The organism is Phenylobacterium sp. (assembly GCF_016124325.1).
Taxonomy (GTDB): domain Bacteria; phylum Pseudomonadota; class Alphaproteobacteria; order Caulobacterales; family Caulobacteraceae; genus Phenylobacterium.
In genome coordinates, this window is record NZ_WGNY01000006.1 from 53,816 (window position 1) to 72,104 (window position 18,289).

Annotated in this window: 16 protein-coding genes; 7 read left to right on the plus strand and 9 right to left on the minus strand. The window is 68.7% G+C overall.

Features of this window, described 5'->3' with window-relative positions; all coding sequences use genetic code 11:
- Nucleotides 1–102: 102 nt before the first annotated feature.
- From scpB to GC203_RS02160, 5 genes are all read right to left on the minus strand, one after another.
- Entirely contained in the window at nucleotides 103–741 is a 639-nt protein-coding gene (gene scpB, locus GC203_RS02140; RefSeq protein WP_293450861.1) for an SMC-Scp complex subunit ScpB, read from the minus strand.
- Nucleotides 738–1,553, minus strand: coding sequence for a ScpA family protein (locus GC203_RS02145; RefSeq protein ID WP_293450863.1), 816 nt, complete (start codon nucleotides 1,551–1,553; stop codon nucleotides 738–740). The genes scpB and GC203_RS02145 overlap by 4 nt, the downstream gene beginning before the upstream one ends.
- A complete protein-coding gene (nagZ, locus tag GC203_RS02150) occupies nucleotides 1,550–2,572 on the minus strand; it encodes a beta-N-acetylhexosaminidase (RefSeq protein WP_293450865.1) in 1,023 nt (340 codons plus the stop codon). The genes GC203_RS02145 and nagZ overlap by 4 nt, the downstream gene beginning before the upstream one ends.
- On the minus strand, nucleotides 2,569–3,375 hold the full coding sequence (locus GC203_RS02155) for an SPOR domain-containing protein (protein WP_293450867.1): 807 nt from the start codon (nucleotides 3,373–3,375) through the stop codon (nucleotides 2,569–2,571). Before GC203_RS02155 ends, nagZ begins: the two co-directional genes overlap by 4 nt.
- A gap of 123 nt (nucleotides 3,376–3,498) precedes the next feature.
- Nucleotides 3,499–4,677 (minus strand): deoxyguanosinetriphosphate triphosphohydrolase, encoded by a 1,179-nt coding sequence (locus GC203_RS02160; RefSeq protein ID WP_293450869.1) that lies wholly within the window; start codon nucleotides 4,675–4,677, stop codon nucleotides 3,499–3,501.
- An 82-nt stretch (nucleotides 4,678–4,759) separates the two neighbouring features.
- Here GC203_RS02160 and erpA point away from each other — a divergent pair, with 82 nt between their 5' ends.
- Nucleotides 4,760–5,092 carry an iron-sulfur cluster insertion protein ErpA gene (gene erpA, locus GC203_RS02165; protein ID WP_293450871.1) on the plus strand — a complete coding sequence of 111 codons (333 nt, stop codon included), beginning with the start codon at nucleotides 4,760–4,762 and terminating at the stop codon, nucleotides 5,090–5,092.
- Here the strand turns inward: erpA and GC203_RS02170 are convergent.
- Complete coding sequence (locus GC203_RS02170; RefSeq protein WP_293450873.1) at nucleotides 5,084–5,797, minus strand: hypothetical protein; 714 nt, start codon at nucleotides 5,795–5,797, stop codon at nucleotides 5,084–5,086. The genes erpA and GC203_RS02170 overlap by 9 nt on opposite strands.
- Before the next feature lie 82 nt (nucleotides 5,798–5,879).
- Nucleotides 5,880–6,527, minus strand: coding sequence for a hypothetical protein (locus GC203_RS02175; protein WP_293450875.1), 648 nt, complete (start codon nucleotides 6,525–6,527; stop codon nucleotides 5,880–5,882).
- A 79-nt stretch (nucleotides 6,528–6,606) separates the two neighbouring features.
- Here GC203_RS02175 and xth point away from each other — a divergent pair, with 79 nt between their 5' ends.
- The 4 genes from xth to GC203_RS02195 are packed head-to-tail and all read left to right on the plus strand — an operon-like array spanning nucleotide 6,607 to nucleotide 9,416.
- The gene (gene xth, locus GC203_RS02180) at nucleotides 6,607–7,386 is read left to right on the plus strand and encodes an exodeoxyribonuclease III (protein WP_293450877.1); all 780 of its coding nucleotides are present in this window, start codon (nucleotides 6,607–6,609) and stop codon (nucleotides 7,384–7,386) included.
- A 6-nt stretch (nucleotides 7,387–7,392) separates the two neighbouring features.
- Nucleotides 7,393–7,995 (plus strand): GNAT family N-acetyltransferase, encoded by a 603-nt coding sequence (locus GC203_RS02185; protein ID WP_293450879.1) that lies wholly within the window; start codon nucleotides 7,393–7,395, stop codon nucleotides 7,993–7,995.
- Between the two features lie 47 nt (nucleotides 7,996–8,042).
- Nucleotides 8,043–8,678 (plus strand): hypothetical protein, encoded by a 636-nt coding sequence (locus GC203_RS02190; protein WP_293450881.1) that lies wholly within the window; start codon nucleotides 8,043–8,045, stop codon nucleotides 8,676–8,678.
- A gap of 45 nt (nucleotides 8,679–8,723) precedes the next feature.
- Nucleotides 8,724–9,416, plus strand: coding sequence for an NnrU family protein (locus tag GC203_RS02195; protein WP_293450883.1), 693 nt, complete (start codon nucleotides 8,724–8,726; stop codon nucleotides 9,414–9,416).
- 52 nt (nucleotides 9,417–9,468) lie between these two features.
- Here GC203_RS02195 and GC203_RS02200 read toward each other — a convergent pair whose 3' ends face one another.
- Together GC203_RS02200 and ilvD are read right to left on the minus strand one after the other, a co-directional pair.
- Nucleotides 9,469–10,188: an aspartate/glutamate racemase family protein gene (locus tag GC203_RS02200; protein ID WP_293450885.1), complete on the minus strand. Its 720-nt coding sequence runs from the start codon at nucleotides 10,186–10,188 to the stop codon at nucleotides 9,469–9,471.
- Between the two features lie 20 nt (nucleotides 10,189–10,208).
- Nucleotides 10,209–12,050, minus strand: coding sequence for a dihydroxy-acid dehydratase (gene ilvD / locus GC203_RS02205; RefSeq protein WP_293450887.1), 1,842 nt, complete (start codon nucleotides 12,048–12,050; stop codon nucleotides 10,209–10,211).
- Nucleotides 12,051–12,607: 557 nt separating this feature from the next.
- On the opposite strand from ilvD, the gene GC203_RS02210 reads away from it, so the two are divergent.
- Nucleotides 12,608–15,355 (plus strand): TonB-dependent receptor, encoded by a 2,748-nt coding sequence (locus GC203_RS02210; RefSeq protein ID WP_293450889.1) that lies wholly within the window; start codon nucleotides 12,608–12,610, stop codon nucleotides 15,353–15,355.
- Between the two features lie 393 nt (nucleotides 15,356–15,748).
- Nucleotides 15,749–18,238, plus strand: a complete 2,490-nt coding sequence (locus GC203_RS02215; RefSeq protein WP_293450891.1) for a TonB-dependent receptor — start codon at nucleotides 15,749–15,751, stop codon at nucleotides 18,236–18,238.
- The last annotated feature ends 51 nt before the right edge of the window (nucleotides 18,239–18,289 follow it).

The window sequence follows — 18,289 nt, forward strand, 5'->3', positions numbered from 1 at the left end:
AATCTCCTTCAGGCCATCTCGCGGCCCTTGCGCCGCCAGCCCGTTGTCTCACGCCCTATATAGTCCGACCGTCGCGGCCAAGCCAACGCGGCGAAAGGCCGTTCAGTCCTCACTGAGGAAATCGACGTGGAATTCGGGCGCCTCCGAGGCGTCCAGCGGATCCTCGTCCATGGCCGGCGCGTTCGGGTCGGGCACGACGAAGTCGGGGGGCAGGTCCAACGACAGCAGGCCCGCGGCCTTCATCTCGGCCATGCCGGGCAGGTCAGCAAGGCTGGCCAGGCCATAGTGTTCGAGGAAGGCGTCGGTGGTGCCGTAGGTCACCGGCCGGCCCGGCGTGCGGCGCCGGCCCCGCATGCGCACCAGCCCCAGCTCCAGCAGCACGTCCAGCGTCCCGCGGCTGGCCTGGACGCCGCGGACCGCCTCGATCTCGGCGCGGGTCACCGGCTGGTGGTAGGCGATGATGGCGAGCGTTTCCTGGGCGGCCTTCGACAGCCGGCGCGGCTCGTCGCGCTCCTCGGTCATGAGCCAGGCGAGGTCCTCGGCGGTCTGGAAGCGCCAGCCGCCGGCCACCTGGGCCAGCACCACGCCGCGCCCCTCGTAGCGCGCCGTCAGCTCCTCGATCGCGCCGGCCACGTCGGCGCCTTCCGGCAGCCGCCGCGCCAGATCGGCCTCGGTCAGCGGACCCGCGGCGGCGAACAGCAGCGCCTCGATCTCGCGGGCGGTCTCCATCCGATCGCTCATGCGGTCTGCTCCCCTGCCCCGGGCCGGGCCCGCAGGTAGATGTCGGCGAACGCTTCCAGCTGGCGCGCCTCCAGCTCGCCGCCCTTCACCAGCTCCAGGCTCGCCGAGAGCGTGGAGGCCACGTAGGAGGCGCGGCTGGGACCGGCCGTCGGCGAACCCATCGGCGCCACCCCGGCCAGCGGCGTCCAGCGGTCCAGATCGGGCAGCAGGCGGCGCAGCCGGTCGCGGGCGTCCTCCAGCGGATAGGCCTGCGGCGCGGCGGGCGTGTAGTGGCGCTGCGTCTCCTTCTGGCGCTGAGCGATGTAGGCGCTCATCAGTCCGTAGAGGTCGCCTTCGATCCGGCCCGACGGGACTACCCGGATGGCTTCGGGGTCGCCGCGGCCGAAGACGTCGCGGCCGAGCTGCGGGCCGACGCGCAGGGCTTCGGCGGCCTCGCGCATGGCTTCCAGCTTGGCGAGGCGGAACGCCAGCCGCGCCGCCATCTCCTCGGCCGGCGGCTCCTCGGCCCTCGCCTGTTCGGGCTTCGGCAGCAGCAGTCGCGACTTCAGGTAGGCGAGCCACGAGGCCATCACGAGATAGTCGGCCGCCAGCGAGAAGCGCCGCCGCCGCGCCTCCTGCACGAAGGCCAGGTACTGTTCGGCCAGCTTGAGCACCGATAGCTTCAGGAGGTCGACCTTCTGGCTGCGGGCCAGCGCCAACAGCACGTGCAGCGGCCCTTCGTAGCCTTCGACGTCGACGATCAGCGCCTCGCCGTCCTCGGCGGCCGTGGCCGCCGCGGCGAAGTCCAGGCTGGGCTGATAGGTGCGGCTCATGCGGCCCATCGTCCTTCGAAAGCCGCGTCGAAGCGAGCGCGGCCCTGCACCGCGTCGAACGGCTCGACGGTCTTCGGCAACCGGCCCAGCGCCGCGGCGGCGCGCCGCGCCGCATGGCCGGACAGGCGCCGCGTCCCGGCCATCACGGTCTGCATCTCGGCCATGTCGCCGTTGCAGTGCAGGACCACGTCGCAGCCGGCGCGGAACGAGGCCTCGGCCCGCTCGCGCAGGCCGCCGGTGAGCGCCTTCATCGACAGGTCATCGCTCATGACCAGCCCGTCGAAGCCGATCGCGCCGCGGATCACGCGTCGCATGACCGGCCGGGACGTCGTGGCCGGCCGTTTCCCGTCGACGGCGGCGTAGATCACGTGGGCGGTCATCGCCATCGGCATGTCGGACAGCGCCTTGAAGGGCGCGAAGTCGCGGGCGTCGAGTTCGTCGAACGTGGCGTCGACCACTGGCAGCTCGAGGTGACTGTCGGCCCTGGCCCGGCCGTGCCCGGGGATGTGCTTGATGATCGGCAGGACGCCGCCGGCGATCAGTCCCTCGGCCGCCGCCCGCCCGAGAACGGCCACCTCGTCGGGCGTGTCGCCATAGGCGCGGTCGCCGATGATCTCGTGGCCCTGCGGATCCGGCACGTCGAGCACCGGCACGCAATCGACGTTGACGCCGAGCGCCGCCAGGTCGTGCGCCAGCAGGCGCGCGCCCAGCCGGGTGATCTCACGCCGCAGCAGCGGGTCGTTGCCGGCGACGTCGCCGTAGGCCCGGCCCGGCGGGAAGCGCCGCCAGTGCGGCGGCCCCAGGCGCTGCACGCGCCCGCCTTCCTGGTCGATGAGGATCGGCGCGTCCGGCCGCCCGACCGTCTCGCGAAGCGCGGCGGTCAGGCTCTTCACCTGCTCGGGACTCTCGACATTGCGGGCGAAGAGGATGAAGCCCCAGGGCTGGACCTCGACGAAGAAAGCCCGCTCCGCTGCGGTCAGCTCCGGTCCCGAACAGCCGAGGATGCAGGCGGCGGTCACCGGACGAAGCAGGCCTTTCCGGCGGCCTTGAGCTTGTCGCAGAACGCCTGCGCGTCGGCCCGCGAGGCGAAGCCGGTCACGGCCGTGCGGTAGAGGGAGCCGCCGTTCTTCTCGATCTTCTCGATGCTCTTGCCCTTGCCGGCGGCCAGGCCGGGGGCGATGGCGACCGCATCGCTCCAAGCCCGGTCGGCCAGCGCGGTGGACGACAGGGCGCCGATCTGGACCACGGCCCCGCCGGCGGCGGGTTTGGCCGGGGCGGGTTTGGCGGGCGCGGGGGCCGGAGCTTCGGCCTTCGCGACGGGCGCCGCCTTGGGCGCGGGGGCTTCGGCCTTGGCCGCGGGCGGCGGAGCCGCGGCCGGGATGGCGGGACGCAGGGCCTCGGCCGTCTGCGCCGTCGTGGTCGCCTTGGCCGGCGGGGCGGCCGTCGTGACCACCGGCGTGGTCGGGCGCGCCTGGGGCTGTTCGGGCGGGGGCGCGAACTTCGGCTGGCCGACCTCCATCGGCTGGCCCGACTCCGCCTGGTAGACCTGCAGGCCGGCGGCCGGATCCTGGGGCTGGGCCTCGGGCGGCGCGGCGGTGGTCATGGCGCCCACGGGCTGACCCACGGTCCGCGGAGCCTCGCCGGCCTTGCGCACGCCCTGCTGGTAGAAGACGAAGATCGCCGCGACGACGGCGGCCAGCACCAGCACCGTCAGCACCAGCGTGAACGGGATCGGCCGGGCGCCGCGCTCGGGCTGGCGGGGATCGAAACTCAGGGGCGCGTCGGTCGGAGGCGTGTAGGCGCCGCGCTCGTGGTCGGACATCGAAGGCTCCCCAGGTCGGGACGAATCGCCAGCAGAAGCCGCCAGTCTACCGGAGGCGGAGCGTTGCGGGGCGACGGATGACCGCGATTCCTGTGGGCGGGCCGCGGCGGAATTGGGACCGCGTCAGTTCCAGATGTCGAGGTGGAAGAGCTTGCGGTGCTCCTCGATCGCGAACCGGTCGGTCATGCCGGCGATATAATCGCACACGACCCGGGCGCGGCCGGCCTCGTCACGGCCCTCGGCGCGGGCGAACCACTCGGCGGGAAGCACGTCGGGTTCGGCCATGAACAGCTGGAACATCTCGGCCAGGATGCGGCGAGCCTGGCTGCGGGTGCGATTGACCTTCCAGTGGCGGTACATCCGATCCATGAGGAAGCGCCGGAGCTGGCCGAGGTCCTCCACCATGTCGCGCGAGAAGGCCACCAGCGCGTGGCCCAGCATTCGCACCTCTTCCGGCGACCTCACGTTGTCGGCCGCCGCGCGCCGGGCGGTCTCGGCCAGCACGTCGTCGACCATGGCGCCGATCATGCGCCGCACCGCCTCGAGCCGCAGGATGCCGGGATCGCACCCGGGGAAGTCGGCGCGCGCGCTCTTCACGTGCGGCCCGATCAGCGGCACCTCGGCCAGTTCGGCGAGGTTGAACAGGCCGGCCAGCACCCCGTCGTCGACGTCGTGGTTGTTGTAGGCGATGTCGTCGGAGAGCGCGGCGACCTGGGCTTCGGCCGACGCCCAGGTGTCGAGGCGCAGGTCGTACTCGGCGTCGAACTCCTTGATGGCGGCCCACGAGGGCTTGGCGAGCTGGTCGGTGACTGGGCCGTTGTGCTTGATGACCCCTTCCAGCGTCTCCCAGGTCAGGTTCAGGCCCTCGAAGCGCGGGTAGCGCCGCTCAAGCTTGGTCACGACCCGGAAGGTCTGGACATTGTGGTCGAAGCCGCCGAACGACTGCATCTGGACCTGCAGTTCGTCCTCGCCGGCGTGGCCGAAGGGCGGATGGCCCAGGTCGTGAGCGAGCGCGATGGTCTCGGCGAGGTCGGGGTCGAGCCCCAGGGCCGTCGCCAGCGAGCGGGCGATCTGCGCCACCTCCAGGCTGTGAGTGAGCCGGGTGCGGAAGTGGTCGCCTTCGTGGGCCACGAAGACCTGGGTTTTCTCCTTGAGTCTTCGGAACGCCGTGGAATGGATGATGCGGTCGCGGTCGCGGGCGAAATCGGTCCGCGTGCGGCTGTGCGGCTCGGCGATCTTGCGTCCGCGCGACGTGGCGGGCGTTTCGGCGAAGGGCGCGCGAGGCGGAGGAGAAGAGGCCATTGGTTCGTTCAAGCTGTTGGCCCCTTGGTCGAAGCCTGCAAGGCCCTCATATAGTGGAGGCCCGATAATCGTCTAACAGCGCATGAACACGCCGGACATCACTCTCTCGCCCGCCGCCGCCCGGCGGATCCAAGCCATCGGGGCCACGGAAGGCCGCGAGGTGATGCTGCGCGTGGCGGTGGAAGGCGGCGGCTGCTCGGGCTTCCAGTACCAGTTCGAACTCGTCGACGAGGCTCAGCCCGACGATCTGAAGGTCGAGCGTGACGGCGCCGCGGCCCTGGTGGACGTGGTCTCCCTCGCCCTGCTGAAGGGTTCGGAGATCGATTTCGTGGACGAACTGGCCGGCGCGGAGTTCCGGGTGCGCAACCCGAACGCCCGGTCGAGCTGCGGCTGCGGGGTCAGCTTCTCAATCTAGCGGCGTAGGGGCAGGCCCCGTCTCCGTCAGCTTCACATTGGGCGGCGCGATGAACAGCTGTGGCCGGTCGGGCAGATCGTTGCGGTAGTCGTCGTAGCGGATCACCAGCACCGGCTTGCCGGCCCGCAAGTAGCTGACCATCAGCGGGACGTTGCGCCGCTGGTCCATCAGGATCGCGACCCGGTGCTCGCCTTCGCTGTGGGAATGCAGCGCCGCCCGCGTTCCGCCCCAGGGGACCACCCGCTCCTCGCGTGGCGCGAACGTGGCCACGTACTCGGGCTCGCAGCCGTACTCCAGGGCCCTCATCGACGGCGGCAGGCCTCGCGGCGGCAGGATCGGCGCGCGAACCTCCAGCTCCGGCCCGGCGTCAACGGCGTGACGGCCCTCCCGGTTGGCGAGATTGATCACCCAGATGTCGGGCTCGGAGATGATCACCAGCGGCTGGGCGCCCGTCGTGGGGTCGGCCGACTCCTGGCTGCGCAGGAAGAACGCGTCCCGTCGCCATAGCTCGCGCGGCTGCGCGGCCCGGTCGGACGCGGCCAGTCCCGGACTGATGTTGCGGGTCACGATGTGGACGAGCTTGGCCGGGGCGCAGCGGAAGGCCGGCGCCGGCGCAGCCTCCGGGGCCTGCGGCGCGGCTTCGGGAGGCTCGGCCGGTTGCGCACGCGTCGCGCCCGCCGTGGCGATCGCCGCCGCGATCGCCACGCATCGAAGAAGCGTCCGGTTGGTCATGGTCAGCTGCGGCGCAGGGGTCCACGCCGAGGCGCCGCGGTCAAGGCGGCGGGGCTCACTTCGTTGTTCCGGCCTCGACGAAGACGACGCCCTCGGGCGGGACGAACAGCTTCGGATCCTCCGGCAGCCCCGCCTCGAAGGCGTCGTAGGCCACCGACATCAGGATCTGCCCGCCCTTGCGCAGGCTGGCTTCCGCCGGCCGCCCCCTGGGGTCGAGCACCACGCGAAGGAGGTAGTCGCCCTGCCGCAGGACGTGGGCGGAGAGCCGCCTTCCGCCGCCGGCGTCATGCTCGGTCTCGGGCATGTGCGCCCGCACGAACTCCGCCTCGCAGCCGAATTCGATGTCCGCGATCGGCCGCGGCAGGCCAGCGCCGGCGAAGATCGGCATATGGACCTCGAACGTCGGACCGGTGTCGACGACGTGGCGGCCAGACCCGTCCTCCCGGTTCGCGAACCAGACGTCCGGCTCGTCGATGACCACGAGCATGTGGACGCCCTGCACCTTGTCGGGCGCCTCTTCCACCCGCGCCTTTCCGACGCCCAGGCGGTAGAGCGTCTTGGGCAGACGGGCGAAGTGGGCCGGCGGAAGCTGGGGCGTCACCTCGCGGGTGACGACTCGGGTGAGGGTCTTGGGCGCGCAGACCTCGGCCTGCGCCGCCGACGCGCACAAGGCCAGGGCAAGCCCCCACATCAGCCCGCGCATCTGCCCTCCATCGTGAACGCCGAGCCTTGAGGCCGGCCCGCCGCGCAGGCTAGCGTCGGGCCGCAATCCGGAGCCGTCAATGCGTATCGCCACCTGGAACGTGAACTCGGTCAACGCCCGCCTCGAAACGGTGGTGCGCTGGTTCGAGGAGGCGAAGCCGGACGTGGCCTGCCTGCAGGAAATCAAGTGCGTCGACGAGAAGTTTCCGGCCGAAACCTTTGAACGTCTTGGCTATAACGTCGCCGTCCACGGGCAGAAGACCTACAATGGCGTGGCCCTGCTCTCGAAGTCTCCGCTGGAGGATGTCCACAAGGGCCTGCCGGGCGACGACACCGACGAACAGGCGCGCTACGTCGAGGCGCTGGTCTCCGGGCCCCAGCCGGTGCGGGTGGCGTCGATCTACCTGCCGAACGGCAATCCGGTGGCCAGCGAGAAGTTCGCCTACAAGCTGGCGTGGATGGCGCGGCTGAACGCGCGTGCGCGCGAGCTGCTGTCGTGGGAGGAGCCCTTCGCCCTGCTCGGCGACTACAACGTCATCCCTGAGCCGCGCGACGCCGAATTCCCGGAGAACTGGAAGGACGACGCCCTTTTCCAGCCGGAAAGCCGGGCCGCCTTCCGGGCGCTGAAGAACCTGGGCCTCACCGAAGCCTATCTGCAGGCCGACGGCGCGCCCGGCGCCTACACCTTCTGGGACTACCAGGCCGGCGCCTGGCAGCGGAACAACGGCATCCGCATCGACCACGCGCTCCTGTCGCCACAGGCGGCCGACCGGCTGGCGGGCGTCTCGATCCACCGCGACGTCCGCGCGTGGGAGAAGCCTTCCGACCACGTTCCGCTGGTGGTCGAGCTGGACGTCTGACGAGCCATGCTGAGCGACGGCTTCCACGACGTTCCCGACGGCCACATCGCCGCGGTGGTCACTTCGCTCGAGATGACCGAGCGCCCGCCGCCGAGGGCGGAAGTCATGGCCGCGCCCTGGTCCATCCGCCGCCTGACCGACCTCTCGCCCGAAGCCTATCTCGATCTCTACCGGGCGGTGGGCCGCGACTGGCTGTGGTTCACGCGCCTCGTGACGCCGCGCGACGATCTGGTCGCCGAGATCGGCGATCCGCGGGTCGAGGTGTACCGGCTTGAGGGAGCCGGCGACGACACGGCGATCCTGGAGTTGGACTTCCGGGAGCCGGACACTTGTGAGCTCACCTACTTCGGCGTGACCCCCGGCCTCATCGGCGGCGGCGCGGCCCGCTGGCTGATGAACCGGGCGATCGAGCGGGCGTGGTCGCAGCCCATTCGGCGATTCTGGGTCCATACCTGCACGCTGGACCACCCCTCCGCCCCGGCCTTCTACATGCGCTCCGGCTTCCGGCCGTTCCGCCGGCAGATCGAGGTGGCCCCCGACCCACGGCTCGCCGGCCTCGCGCCCCTGGACTCGGCGCCCCACGTGCCGGTCATCCGACAGCATGCTTAGCCGACAACATGCTTAGCCGACTCAGGCAAACGGCGTAGCGTCGTTCCATGGACGAGGTGGCACGGCTTCTCGCGCTGCTGGCGCTGGTCGGCGCCGCCCTCACGCTGGCCGGCGCCGCGTGGGTCTGGCTCACCGACGAGACGCGGCGGATGCGCCGCACGCTGACCAAGGCGCTGGGCGTCGCGCCGCAGCCGATTCTGGCGGTCCGCGGCCGTGGCGTGGGCCTGGGCTTCGACCTCGCCGCCGGCCTGATCGCCGTCACCTGGGACCGCGGCGGGTGGAGCCTCACCTATCGGCTTGAGGAACTGATCGGCGCCGAACTCGTGATCGATCGCCAGGTGGCCGCCCGCGCCTTCCGCGGCGAGGCCCGGCGGGCGCTGGACCAGCTGGCCACGCCCGAGGCGCGGGTGCGCCTGCGCCTCCTGTTCGACGACCCGTCGCACCCCGACTTCCAGCTCGACCTCTGGCTGCCGGAAGACGACGGCGTCCGCGGCCGGCTCGACGCCGAGGACGCCCTGGCCGAGGGCAACCGCTGGATGGCGCGCCTGGAAGCGCTCCTGCGCCGCACGCCTTCGCCCCGGCCCCGAGCCGCCGTTGCGCCCGCCACGGCCGCCCACACGCGGGCCGCCCCTCCGCCCGACGACGATGAGATCGAGGACGAGCCGGAAGACATCATAACTTGACGATGTAAATTTATCGGGCAGTCTCCCGCGAAGGAGGATCGCGCCATGCCGAACCTGATCGCCGCCGCCGCCTTCTTCGTCCTGATCCACCTGCTGGTCGCTGGAACCCGCGTCCGCGATGCGGTCACCCGCCGGATCGGCGAAGGCGCCTACATGGGCCTCTTCTCACTGGCCTCGATCGCCGGCCTCGCCTGGCTGATCGTGGGCTTCGGCCAGGCGCGGACCGAAGCCTGGAACCTCGCCTATTGGAACCTGACGCCGGCGACCCGACACCTCCAGATCGGCCTGCAGTTGGTCGCGATGCTGCTCATCGTGCCCGGGCTGACGACGCCCAATCCCACCAGCGTGCGGCAGGAGGGCGCCCTGGACCGGCCCGACGTGATCAAGGGGATGCTGCGGATCACCCGCCATCCGTTCCTGTGGGGCGTGGCGATCTGGGCGGCCGGCCACCTGCTGGTGAACGGCGACCGCGCCAGCATCGTGCTGTTCGGGTCGCTCCTCGCGCTCGCGCTGTTCGGCACGGCCAGCATCGACGCCAAGCGCAAGCGGGCCCTGGGCGACAAGTGGAACGCCTTCGCGAACCAGACCTCGAACGCGCCCTTCGGGGCCATCCTCTCCGGGCGCCAGAAGCTGAGCCTGGGCGAGATCGGCTGGTGGCGGATCGTGCTGGCCGTGGCGGTCTGGGCTGGCCTCCTTTGGGGGCACCCCTACCTGTTCGGCGTCGCCGCCCTGCCCTAGAGCCCGCCTGGGCGGGCTCTATACCTTTGAAAATCGAGCCTTCTTGTTCGGATCAAGTGATCCCGCTTGATCCCGGAAGGCTCGGGTCGAGTGCAGATTCGACCGCGGCCTCGCAGTGGACGATGGCGGTGTCGACCACCGGGACGTCGATGTCGCGGGGGCTCAGCAGCAAGCCCACCTCGGTGCAGCCGAAGATCACGCCGTCGGCGCCGGCGGCGCGGCCCTTGGCCACCATCTCCAGCGCGCGCGCCTTCGATCCGGCGTCGATCACGCCCTGGCAGAGCTCATCGTAGATGATCGATTGCAGCCGCGCCCGGTCGGGCGCGTCGGGGATCAGGGGCTCCAGGCCAGCGGCCTTCAGCCGGTCCTTGTAGAAGTCCTTCTCCATGGTGAAGCGCGTGGCGAGCAGCAGCGGACGGCTCACGCCGCGCGCCTTCAGGACCGCCGCCGTGGCGTCGCCGATATGCAGGAACGGAACCGAGATCGCCTGGCGGATGGCGTCAGCGTTCAGGTGCATGGTGTTGGTGGCGAGGATCACCAGGTCCGCGCCGGCCATCTCGAGCCGGCGCGCCGCCTCCGCCAGGATCGCACCCGTCTCGTCCCAGCGGTCGGCGGCCTGGAGTTCGGCGATGGGCGCGAAATCGACCGAGCGGATCAGGAGCTCGGCCGAGTGCAGCCCGCCCAGCCGTTCGCGGACTAGGCGGTTGAGCTCGCGGTAGTAGACCGCCGTGGACTCGGCGCTCATGCCGCCCAGCACGCCGATGGTGCGCATCTCCGCGCCCGTCCGCGGCGTCAGGGCAGCCGGCTGACGTCGCGCACCGCGCCGCGGGCGGCGCTGGTGGTGAACGCCGCATAGGCCTTGAGCGCCGACGACACCTTGCGGCTGCGCGGCGCGGCGGGCTCGAAGCCCTTGGCGGCCTGAGCCGCCTGGCGCGCGTCCAGCACCTCCTGCGGAACGGCGAGTTCGATGGTGCGTCCCGGGATGTTGATGCGGATCAGGTCGCCGTCTTCCACCAGCGCGATCATCCCGCCTTCGGCCGCCTCGGGCGAGACGTGGCCGATAGAGAGCCCCGAGGTGCCGCCCGAGAAGCGGCCGTCGGTGATCAGGGCGCAGGCTTTGCCCAGGCCCTTCGATTTCAGATAGCTGGTGGGATACAGCATCTCCTGCATCCCCGGGCCCCCGCGCGGGCCCTCGTAGCGGATCACCACCACGTCGCCGGCGACCACCTTGCCGGTCAGAATGGCGGAGACGGCCGCGTCCTGGCTCTCGTAGACCTTGGCCGGCCCTTCGAAGACCAGGATGGAATCATCCACGCCGGCGGTCTTCACGATGCAGCCGTCCAGCGCCAGGTTGCCGCTCAGCACCGCCAGGCCGCCATCCTTGGAGAAGGCGTGCTCGGCGTCGCGGATGACGCCGGCTTCGCGGTCGAGGTCCAGATCGTCCCACCGGCGGGACTGGCTGAAGGCCGTCTGGGTCGGCACGCCGCCGGGGGCGGCCTTGTAGAAGGTCGCCACGGTGTCGCTGTTGGTCTGGCGGATGTCCCAGCGGGCGATGGCTTCGCCGAGGCTGGGCGTATGCACCGTGGGCACGTCGGCGTGCAGCAGGCCCGCGCGGCCGAGCTCGCCCAGGATCGCCATGATCCCGCCCGCGCGGTGGACGTCCTCCATGTGGACGTCGTTCTTGGCCGGCGCGACCTTGCACAGGCACGGCACGCGGCGCGACAGCCGGTCGATGTCCTCCATGGTGAAAGGCACCTCGCCCTCGGCGGCGGCGGCCAGCAGGTGGAGGACCGTGTTGGTGGATCCCCCCATGGCGATATCCAGGCTCATGGCGTTCTCGAACGCCTCGAAGCTGGCGATCGCGCGCGGCAGCACGCTCGCGTCGTCCTGCTCGTAGTGGCGGCGGGCCAGGTCGACGATGAGGTGACCGGCCTCGAGGAACAGGCGCTCCCGGTCCGCATGCGTCGCCAGCACTGAGCCGTTGCCAGGCAGCGACAGCCCCAGCGCTTCCGTCAGGCAGTTCATCGAATTGGCCGTGAACATGCCCGAACACGAGCCGCAGGTCGGGCAGGCCGACCGTTCGATCGCCTTCACGTCCTCTTCGGACACCCGCTCGTCCGCCGCCGCGACCATGGCGTCGATCAGGTCGAGGGCGACTTCCTTGCCGCCCAGCACCACCTTGCCCGCTTCCATCGGCCCGCCCGAGACGAACACCGAGGGGATGTTCACCCGCATGGCGGCCATCAGCATGCCGGGGGTGATCTTGTCGCAGTTCGAGATGCAGACCATGGCGTCGGCGCAGTGGGCGTTGACCATGTACTCGACGCTGTCGGCGATCAGCTCGCGCGACGGCAGGCTGTAGAGCATGCCGTCGTGGCCCATGGCGATACCGTCATCCACCGCGATGGTGTTGAATTCCTTGGCCACGCCACCGGCGCGCTCGATTTCGCGCGCCACGAGCTGCCCGAGATCCTTGAGATGGACATGGCCGGGCACGAACTGGGTGAACGAGTTCACCACCGCGATGATCGGCTTGCCGAAGTCCGCGTCCTTCATGCCCGTGGCGCGCCACAGGCCGCGGGCGCCGGCCATGTTGCGGCCGTGAGTGGAGGTTCGGGAGCGATACGCGGGCATGGTCAATCCTGGCGTCGATCTGGCGAAGCGGGGTTCCCATACGCCGCCCGGCCGGCGGTGGCCAGATCGGTGGCGCGCGCCAAGGCCCCTCCGGGAGTCCCCGGCGGCCGCCGAGCGAAGGACCCGGCGCCCGCCCCGCTCTACCTATGCGAGCGTCACGCATCTCGAAATATTTCGACTTCGCAACGCAACAACGTTGCTCGGCGAACGCTGAGATTTCCTTTGCGGAGTTGGGAACGCCGCCATCTCGCATCTGCACGCGCATTCGTTTGAAGCGCGAAATTCAGCTTGCGAAAGAAAAAAGGCGCGCCAAGTGGCGCGCCTTCAGGTTGTTATTGGGATGAACAAAGTCCAATGGCGCTTACGTTCACCCGAATGCCGTCTCATGACAACCCCAATAAAGTACCAGAATCCCCATTGGATTCGAATACATGATATACGCCGTCAGTTATCATAGATAACTCAGCGGGATTCCGTTGACGACTTGCCCCGCCTACTTCAGCCTCCCGTTGAGGCGCAGCAGATAAGCGCCCGCAAGCTGCGGGGAGGCAGTTCCAATGGGGTTCAAGCCAAGTCTGTTCGCGTCCAGCGCCCTGCTGGCCGCGGTGGTCGCGACGTCCGCGAATGCGCAGAGCGCGCGACCTCAGAGTTCCGCCAACGTCGCCACGATCCAGGAACTGGTCGTGACGGCCGAAAAGCGGGAACAGAGCCTGCAGGACGTGCCGGTCGCGGTGTCGGCCTTCACCGACGAACGGCGCGAGCTGGTCGGGATCAACTCGATCCAGGACATGACCAACTTCACGCCGGGCCTCGTCTACAACAGCTCGACCGACCGGATCTCGCTGCGTGGCGTGGGCCGCCTCACGAACGTGCTGACCGGCGACGCCGCGGTGGCGAACTACAACGACGGCGTCTACGAGACGTTCGCCGTGCAAGCCGGCCGCTCGACCCTGTTCCTGGATCGCGTCGAGGTGCTGCGCGGGCCGCAAGGCACGCTCTACGGCCGCAACTCGATCGGCGGGGCGATCAACGAGATCTCGAAGAAGCCAACCGAAGACTGGTTCGGCGAGGTCCGCGCCCGCTATCAGAACTACGACTTCGGCACGCTCGAAGGCGCGGTCTCAGGCCCGACTTTCATTCCCAACGTCCAGTTCCGGCTGGCGGGCAACTGGGAGCGTCAGACCAAGGGCTGGGTCGACAACATCGTGCCCGGCATGCCCGGCGAGGGCGGGGTCATCAACCAGTGGTTCGTGGAAGCCCAGCTGCAGGGCAAGTTCTTCGACGACAAGCTCGACGTCTGGATGAAGTACGGCCAGGGCGTGTGGCACAACGGCGCCGGCGGCCCGGGCAGCCAGTCGGAGGGCTGGACCAACGCCCCCTTCCCCACCTGGGAGTTCGGACCGAACGGCATTCAGCTCAACTCGGGCTACGGCTGCAGCACCGGCTTCGGCGTGGGCAATGTGGTCAACGTCTCGCCGCTGGGCTGCACCAACCCGGGCTACGATCCCGACGGACGTTCGAAGAGCGCGGCGCGGACGATCGCGCGGGCGATCAACTATCGGGTCCGCCTGCCCGTCTACAATACCGAGGCGCTCCACCTCACCTGGCACGCCAAGGACTTCGACATCAAATACGTCACCGGCGGCGTGAACTACCACTACCGGCTCAGCGGGCCGACCAACACGGCCGGCGGCAATCTGGGCAACGCATCGGCGACCCCGGTCACGTTCTACACCCTGGCCAGCGGACAGCGGGTGTTCCCGCAGGAGAGCTTCCTCTATCGCGAGTACAACCAGTTCTGGAGCCACGAACTCAACATCATCTCCACCTGGGACAGCCCATTCCAGTACGTGGTCGGCGCCTACTACTTCAACCAGCACATCAACCAGCCCGTCTATACCGAGTTCGCCCAGCAGTCGGAATGGACGGGGCCGTTCCTGGCGCCGGGCGTCTTCTGCGCCAACACAGGCGGGACATGCCCGCCCAGCCTTCCGCGCCGCTACGACAACCGGCCGCGTTCGGAAGCAACCTCGTACGCGTTCTTCAGCCAGATCGACTGGAACATCACGCCCGAGTGGAAGACCACGCTGGGCCTCCGCTACAGCCACGACCGCAAGCAGGGCACGGAGCAGGTCCGCATCCTGTGCTGGGCGGCGGCCACCTGCTACGGCGTGCCTGGCGAGGTGTTCGGCTCGGCCGTCCCGGTGACCGACATCACGGGCTTCTCGGTCTTCATCCCGGCGGCCGGCGACCCCCTGCCGCCCGGGATCACCACGCCCGTCAGCTTCGACCCCAAAACCGGCTTCGCCCAGCGCAGCTACGACGCGACGTGGCAGGCCACCACCGGCACCGCGGGGATCGAGTGGCAACCCGACCCCTCCACCAACGCCTATTTCAAGTACAGCCGTGGCTACAAGTCGGGCGGCTTCTACGTGGGGATCTTCACCTTCCTCGCGCCGAACGCCTATGCCCAGAAGGAGACGGTGGACTCGTTCGAGATCGGCCTGAAGAAGGACATCGGCCCGAACCTCCAGGCCAACCTGGCCGCCTATTACTACCGGTACGACAACCTCCAGGTGCCGATCTCGGTGTTCTCCGGCTTCGGCCAGGTCTCGACCAATTTCTACAACGTGCCGAAATCGATCTCGAAGGGCTTCGAGGCCGAGATCACCTGGTTGCCGATCGACAACCTGCAGCTCCTGCTGAGCTACTCGTACAACGACGCCTACGTGAAGACCGGCACGGCGCTCGACACCGCCGACCCCGCCGCGATCGAGCCGGGCGCCCAGCCGATCGGCGCGCTGGCGACCTGCACGCCCACCTATGCGGGCGGCGCGCCGTGCGATCCCTGGGTGGTCGCCGGCATCGGCGTCATGCAGCGCAGCCAGGACCTCCATGGCCAGCGCCTGCCGAACGCGCCCAAGAACAAGCTGGCGCTGAACGCCAGCTACACCTGGCATGAGGTGATGGGCGGCAATCTGGTCGGCTCGGTGAGCTACATCTACCGCGACGTCCAGTACGGCGCCCTCTTCACCCGCAGCTACAACAAGGCTCCAGATTGGAGCCAGGTGGATGCGCGGCTGACCTGGACCTCGGAAAGCCAGAAGGATCGCGTGATCGTCTTCGTGAAGAACCTCTTCAACGACCTGACCTATGACGCGGGCGCGTTCGGCAACCGCTTCGTCGGCACGAGCGTCGATCCGGCGACGCTGGCGCCGGTGCGGGTCAACGGGGGGATCTTCAGCACCTACTCGATCGCGCCGCCGCGTACATACGGGATCGAGGTGCAGCACAAGTTCTTCTAGGGCCTGGATTCAGCGGGCGCGCGGCCCCCGGCGCGCCCTCAAAGGTTTTCCCGGAAGAAATTACAAGTCTTGGTAGCTTCCCGCGATCCCGAGTTCGGCTCGCCCGTTCGTTGAGTGCTGCCATCACAAGGTGTCCGACGTTCAGGGACGCCCACCGTTTCATGGCATTTCGCTTATCAACGTTCATCATTTGCGTTGACGTCCCGGCAGGCCTGCTTCAGCCTCTTTTCCGAAGCGCAACAAATAGCGCTCAACAAAATGCTGCGGGGAGGCAGTTTCATGAAGTTCCAGCATTATTTGCTGGCGTCCAGCGCGTTGCTGGGCGCCCTCGTTAGCGCATCCGCTCATGCGCAGACGAGTTCCGGATCAGTCAGCACAATCCAAGAGTTGGTGGTGACCGCCGAAAAGCGGGAACAGAGCCTGCAGGACGTCCCGGTCGCCATTTCGGCCTTCACGGCCGAGAAGCGCGACCTGGTCGGGATCAACACCGTCCAGGACATGACCAACTTTACGCCAGGCCTGCAATATTCCACGCAGACCGACCGCATCTCGCTGCGGGGCGTCGGACGCCTGAACAACTCACACGCCGCCGATTCCTCGGTGGCCGTGTACTCGGACGGAATCTACTCGACATCGACGGTGCAGGCCGGCGAGACGCCGATCTTCATCGACCGCCTCGAGGTGCTGCGCGGCCCGCAAGGCACGCTCTACGGCCGCAACTCCATCGGCGGCGCGATCAACGTCGTCTCGCGCAAGCCCACCGAGGACTGGTACGCCGAGGTGCGCGGCACCTATGCGAACTACAACCGCCATCTGCTGGAAGGCGCGATCTCCGGTCCGATCACCGACTGGATGCAGTTCCGGGTCGTCGGCAACTGGGACAAGCAGACCAAGGGCTGGTTCAACAACGTCAGCACCACCGGCACGCCTGACGACGGCGGGGTCATCGACACGACCTTCTTCGAGGGCCAGCTGCAATTCCAGTTCAGCGAGCGCTTCGACGCCTGGATGAAGGTCAGCCTGATCCACTGGAACAACGGCGGCGGCGGTCCCGGTTCACGTTCGAGCTGGGAGCCCTGGAACTACACGGTCGCCCAGCAGTCTCAGCGGGACAATCTCGTGCCGCAGGCCGGCTTCGCCTACAGCGGCCTGGCGACCAACGTCGTCACAGGCTGCCCGGCCACCAACCCGGCGCTGAAGGATGTCCGGACGGAGTGCTTCAACACGCCCGGCACGGTGAGACTGACCAACACGGTCATCTTCGCCAGCCAGTTCAACTATCACTTCGACAACTTCGACGTGAAGTACATCGCCGGCGGCACGAAGTACCACTACTTCCTGACCGGCGATCAGGACCGGACCGGCGTGGTCTCGTACTCGACCTGCTACACCCTGCCGGCCGCGGCGATCCCGGGCTGCCTGGCGGGGACGACGGCGCCGATCACCTATCCCACGACCTACGCGTTCGACTATCAGGAGCGCGAGCGGTGGTGGAGCCACGAGGTGAACATCATCTCGACGGGCGACGGACCGTTCCAATACGTGATCGGGGCGTTCCTCTACCACGAAGACTACGACCAGCCGGTGTTCACCCAGCTGCCGGGCGAAACCCGCTATGACGGGATCGTCGCCAGCGCCGCCGGCGGCCTTGCGCCCTCGACGAGCCTGCGCCGCCCGTACGACGACCGGCCGCACTTCAACATCGAGTCGAAGGCGATCTTCACGCAGATCGACTGGCAGTTCACGCCGCAATGGAAGACCACCATCGGCCTGCGCTACGGCGAGGACCACAAGCACGGCTATGAGAAGACGCGGATCATCTTCGCGCCCGGCACCCTGCATCCGACCCTTCCGATCGACGTGACGCCGGTCATCGGCCTGGTGGGCGGCGACGGCGTGGTCTCCACGACCTACGATCCGGTCACCGGCTTCAAGACCCGCCTCTATGACGACACCTGGAAGGCGATGACCGGCACGTTCGGGCTCCAGTACGATCCGAACGACGACATGATGATCTACGCCAAGTACAGCCGCGGCTATAAGGCCGGGGGCTTCCGTATCGGCATCGACACCTCGCTCGGCGCCGACCCGCGGACCGAGAAGGAGACGCTCGACTCCTACGAGATCGGGTTCAAGGCCAACATCGGCCGCACGTTCCAGATCAACGGCGACGTCTTCTACTACGACTACAAGAACGCCCAGGTGCCGCTGTCGCAGCCGTCGGCCACCGCCGGCGCGACCTCGAACTCGATCCTGTTCAACGTGCCCAAGGCGCGTTCGATGGGCCTCGAGCTGGAGACGATCTGGCAGCCGATCGAGAACCTGCAGATCCTGGCGAACTACTCCTATCTCAACGCCGAAGTGCGCAAGGGGCAGGCCATCGACCCGGCCGACTCCTGCGCGCTGCAGCCGGGCGCTCGGCAGACCAGGCTGGCGGGGGTCACCGACAGCTTCTGCGCCGGGCCGCAGTACTTCCAGGATCTGAAGGGCTACAGCCTGCCGAACTCGGCCAAGAACCGGGTGACGGTGAGCGGCAACTACACCTGGAACTTCGAGCCGGGCAGCCTGACGGCCACCGCCACCTATGTGTGGCGCGACGCCCAGTACGGCAGCATCTTCGACCGCTCGTACTACAAGGCTCCGTCGTTCGATCAGGTCGACGCCCGTCTGACCTGGCGCGACGCCGACAACAAGTACACGGTCATCGCGTTCGCCAAGAACATCTTCAACACCGAGGGCTACGCCAACGGCACCGGGGCGACGCGCAGCGCTGGCCTGACGCCCGGCCAGCCTGGGTTCTCGGGCGTGTTCGGCGTGAACTCGACCTACGAACTGAACCCGCCGCGCACCTACGGCATCGAGGTGCAGTACCGCTTCTTCTAGGCGCGGCGGATCCACTGACGATCGGGGCGCCCTGCCGCAAGGCGGGGCGCC

Bases quoted from the DNA above. Each gene is read 5' to 3' on its own strand.
- GC203_RS02160 (WP_293450869.1), bottom strand. From the start codon at position 4,677: ATGGCCTCTTCTCCTCCGCCTCGCGCGCCCTTCGCCGAAACGCCCGCC.
- GC203_RS02185 (WP_293450879.1), top strand. From the start codon at position 7,393: ATGCTGAGCGACGGCTTCCACGACGTTCCCGACGGCCACATCGCCGCG.
- erpA (WP_293450871.1), top strand. From the start codon at position 4,760: ATGAACACGCCGGACATCACTCTCTCGCCCGCCGCCGCCCGGCGGATC.
- GC203_RS02200 (WP_293450885.1), bottom strand. From the start codon at position 10,188: ATGCGCACCATCGGCGTGCTGGGCGGCATGAGCGCCGAGTCCACGGCG.
- xth (WP_293450877.1), top strand. From the start codon at position 6,607: ATGCGTATCGCCACCTGGAACGTGAACTCGGTCAACGCCCGCCTCGAA.
- GC203_RS02175 (WP_293450875.1), bottom strand. From the start codon at position 6,527: ATGCGCGGGCTGATGTGGGGGCTTGCCCTGGCCTTGTGCGCGTCGGCG.
- GC203_RS02195 (WP_293450883.1), top strand. From the start codon at position 8,724: ATGCCGAACCTGATCGCCGCCGCCGCCTTCTTCGTCCTGATCCACCTG.
- GC203_RS02145 (WP_293450863.1), bottom strand. From the start codon at position 1,553: ATGAGCCGCACCTATCAGCCCAGCCTGGACTTCGCCGCGGCGGCCACG.
- ilvD (WP_293450887.1), bottom strand. From the start codon at position 12,050: ATGCCCGCGTATCGCTCCCGAACCTCCACTCACGGCCGCAACATGGCC.
- GC203_RS02190 (WP_293450881.1), top strand. From the start codon at position 8,043: ATGGACGAGGTGGCACGGCTTCTCGCGCTGCTGGCGCTGGTCGGCGCC.
- scpB (WP_293450861.1), bottom strand. From the start codon at position 741: ATGAGCGATCGGATGGAGACCGCCCGCGAGATCGAGGCGCTGCTGTTC.
- GC203_RS02210 (WP_293450889.1), top strand. From the start codon at position 12,608: ATGGGGTTCAAGCCAAGTCTGTTCGCGTCCAGCGCCCTGCTGGCCGCG.
- GC203_RS02155 (WP_293450867.1), bottom strand. From the start codon at position 3,375: ATGTCCGACCACGAGCGCGGCGCCTACACGCCTCCGACCGACGCGCCC.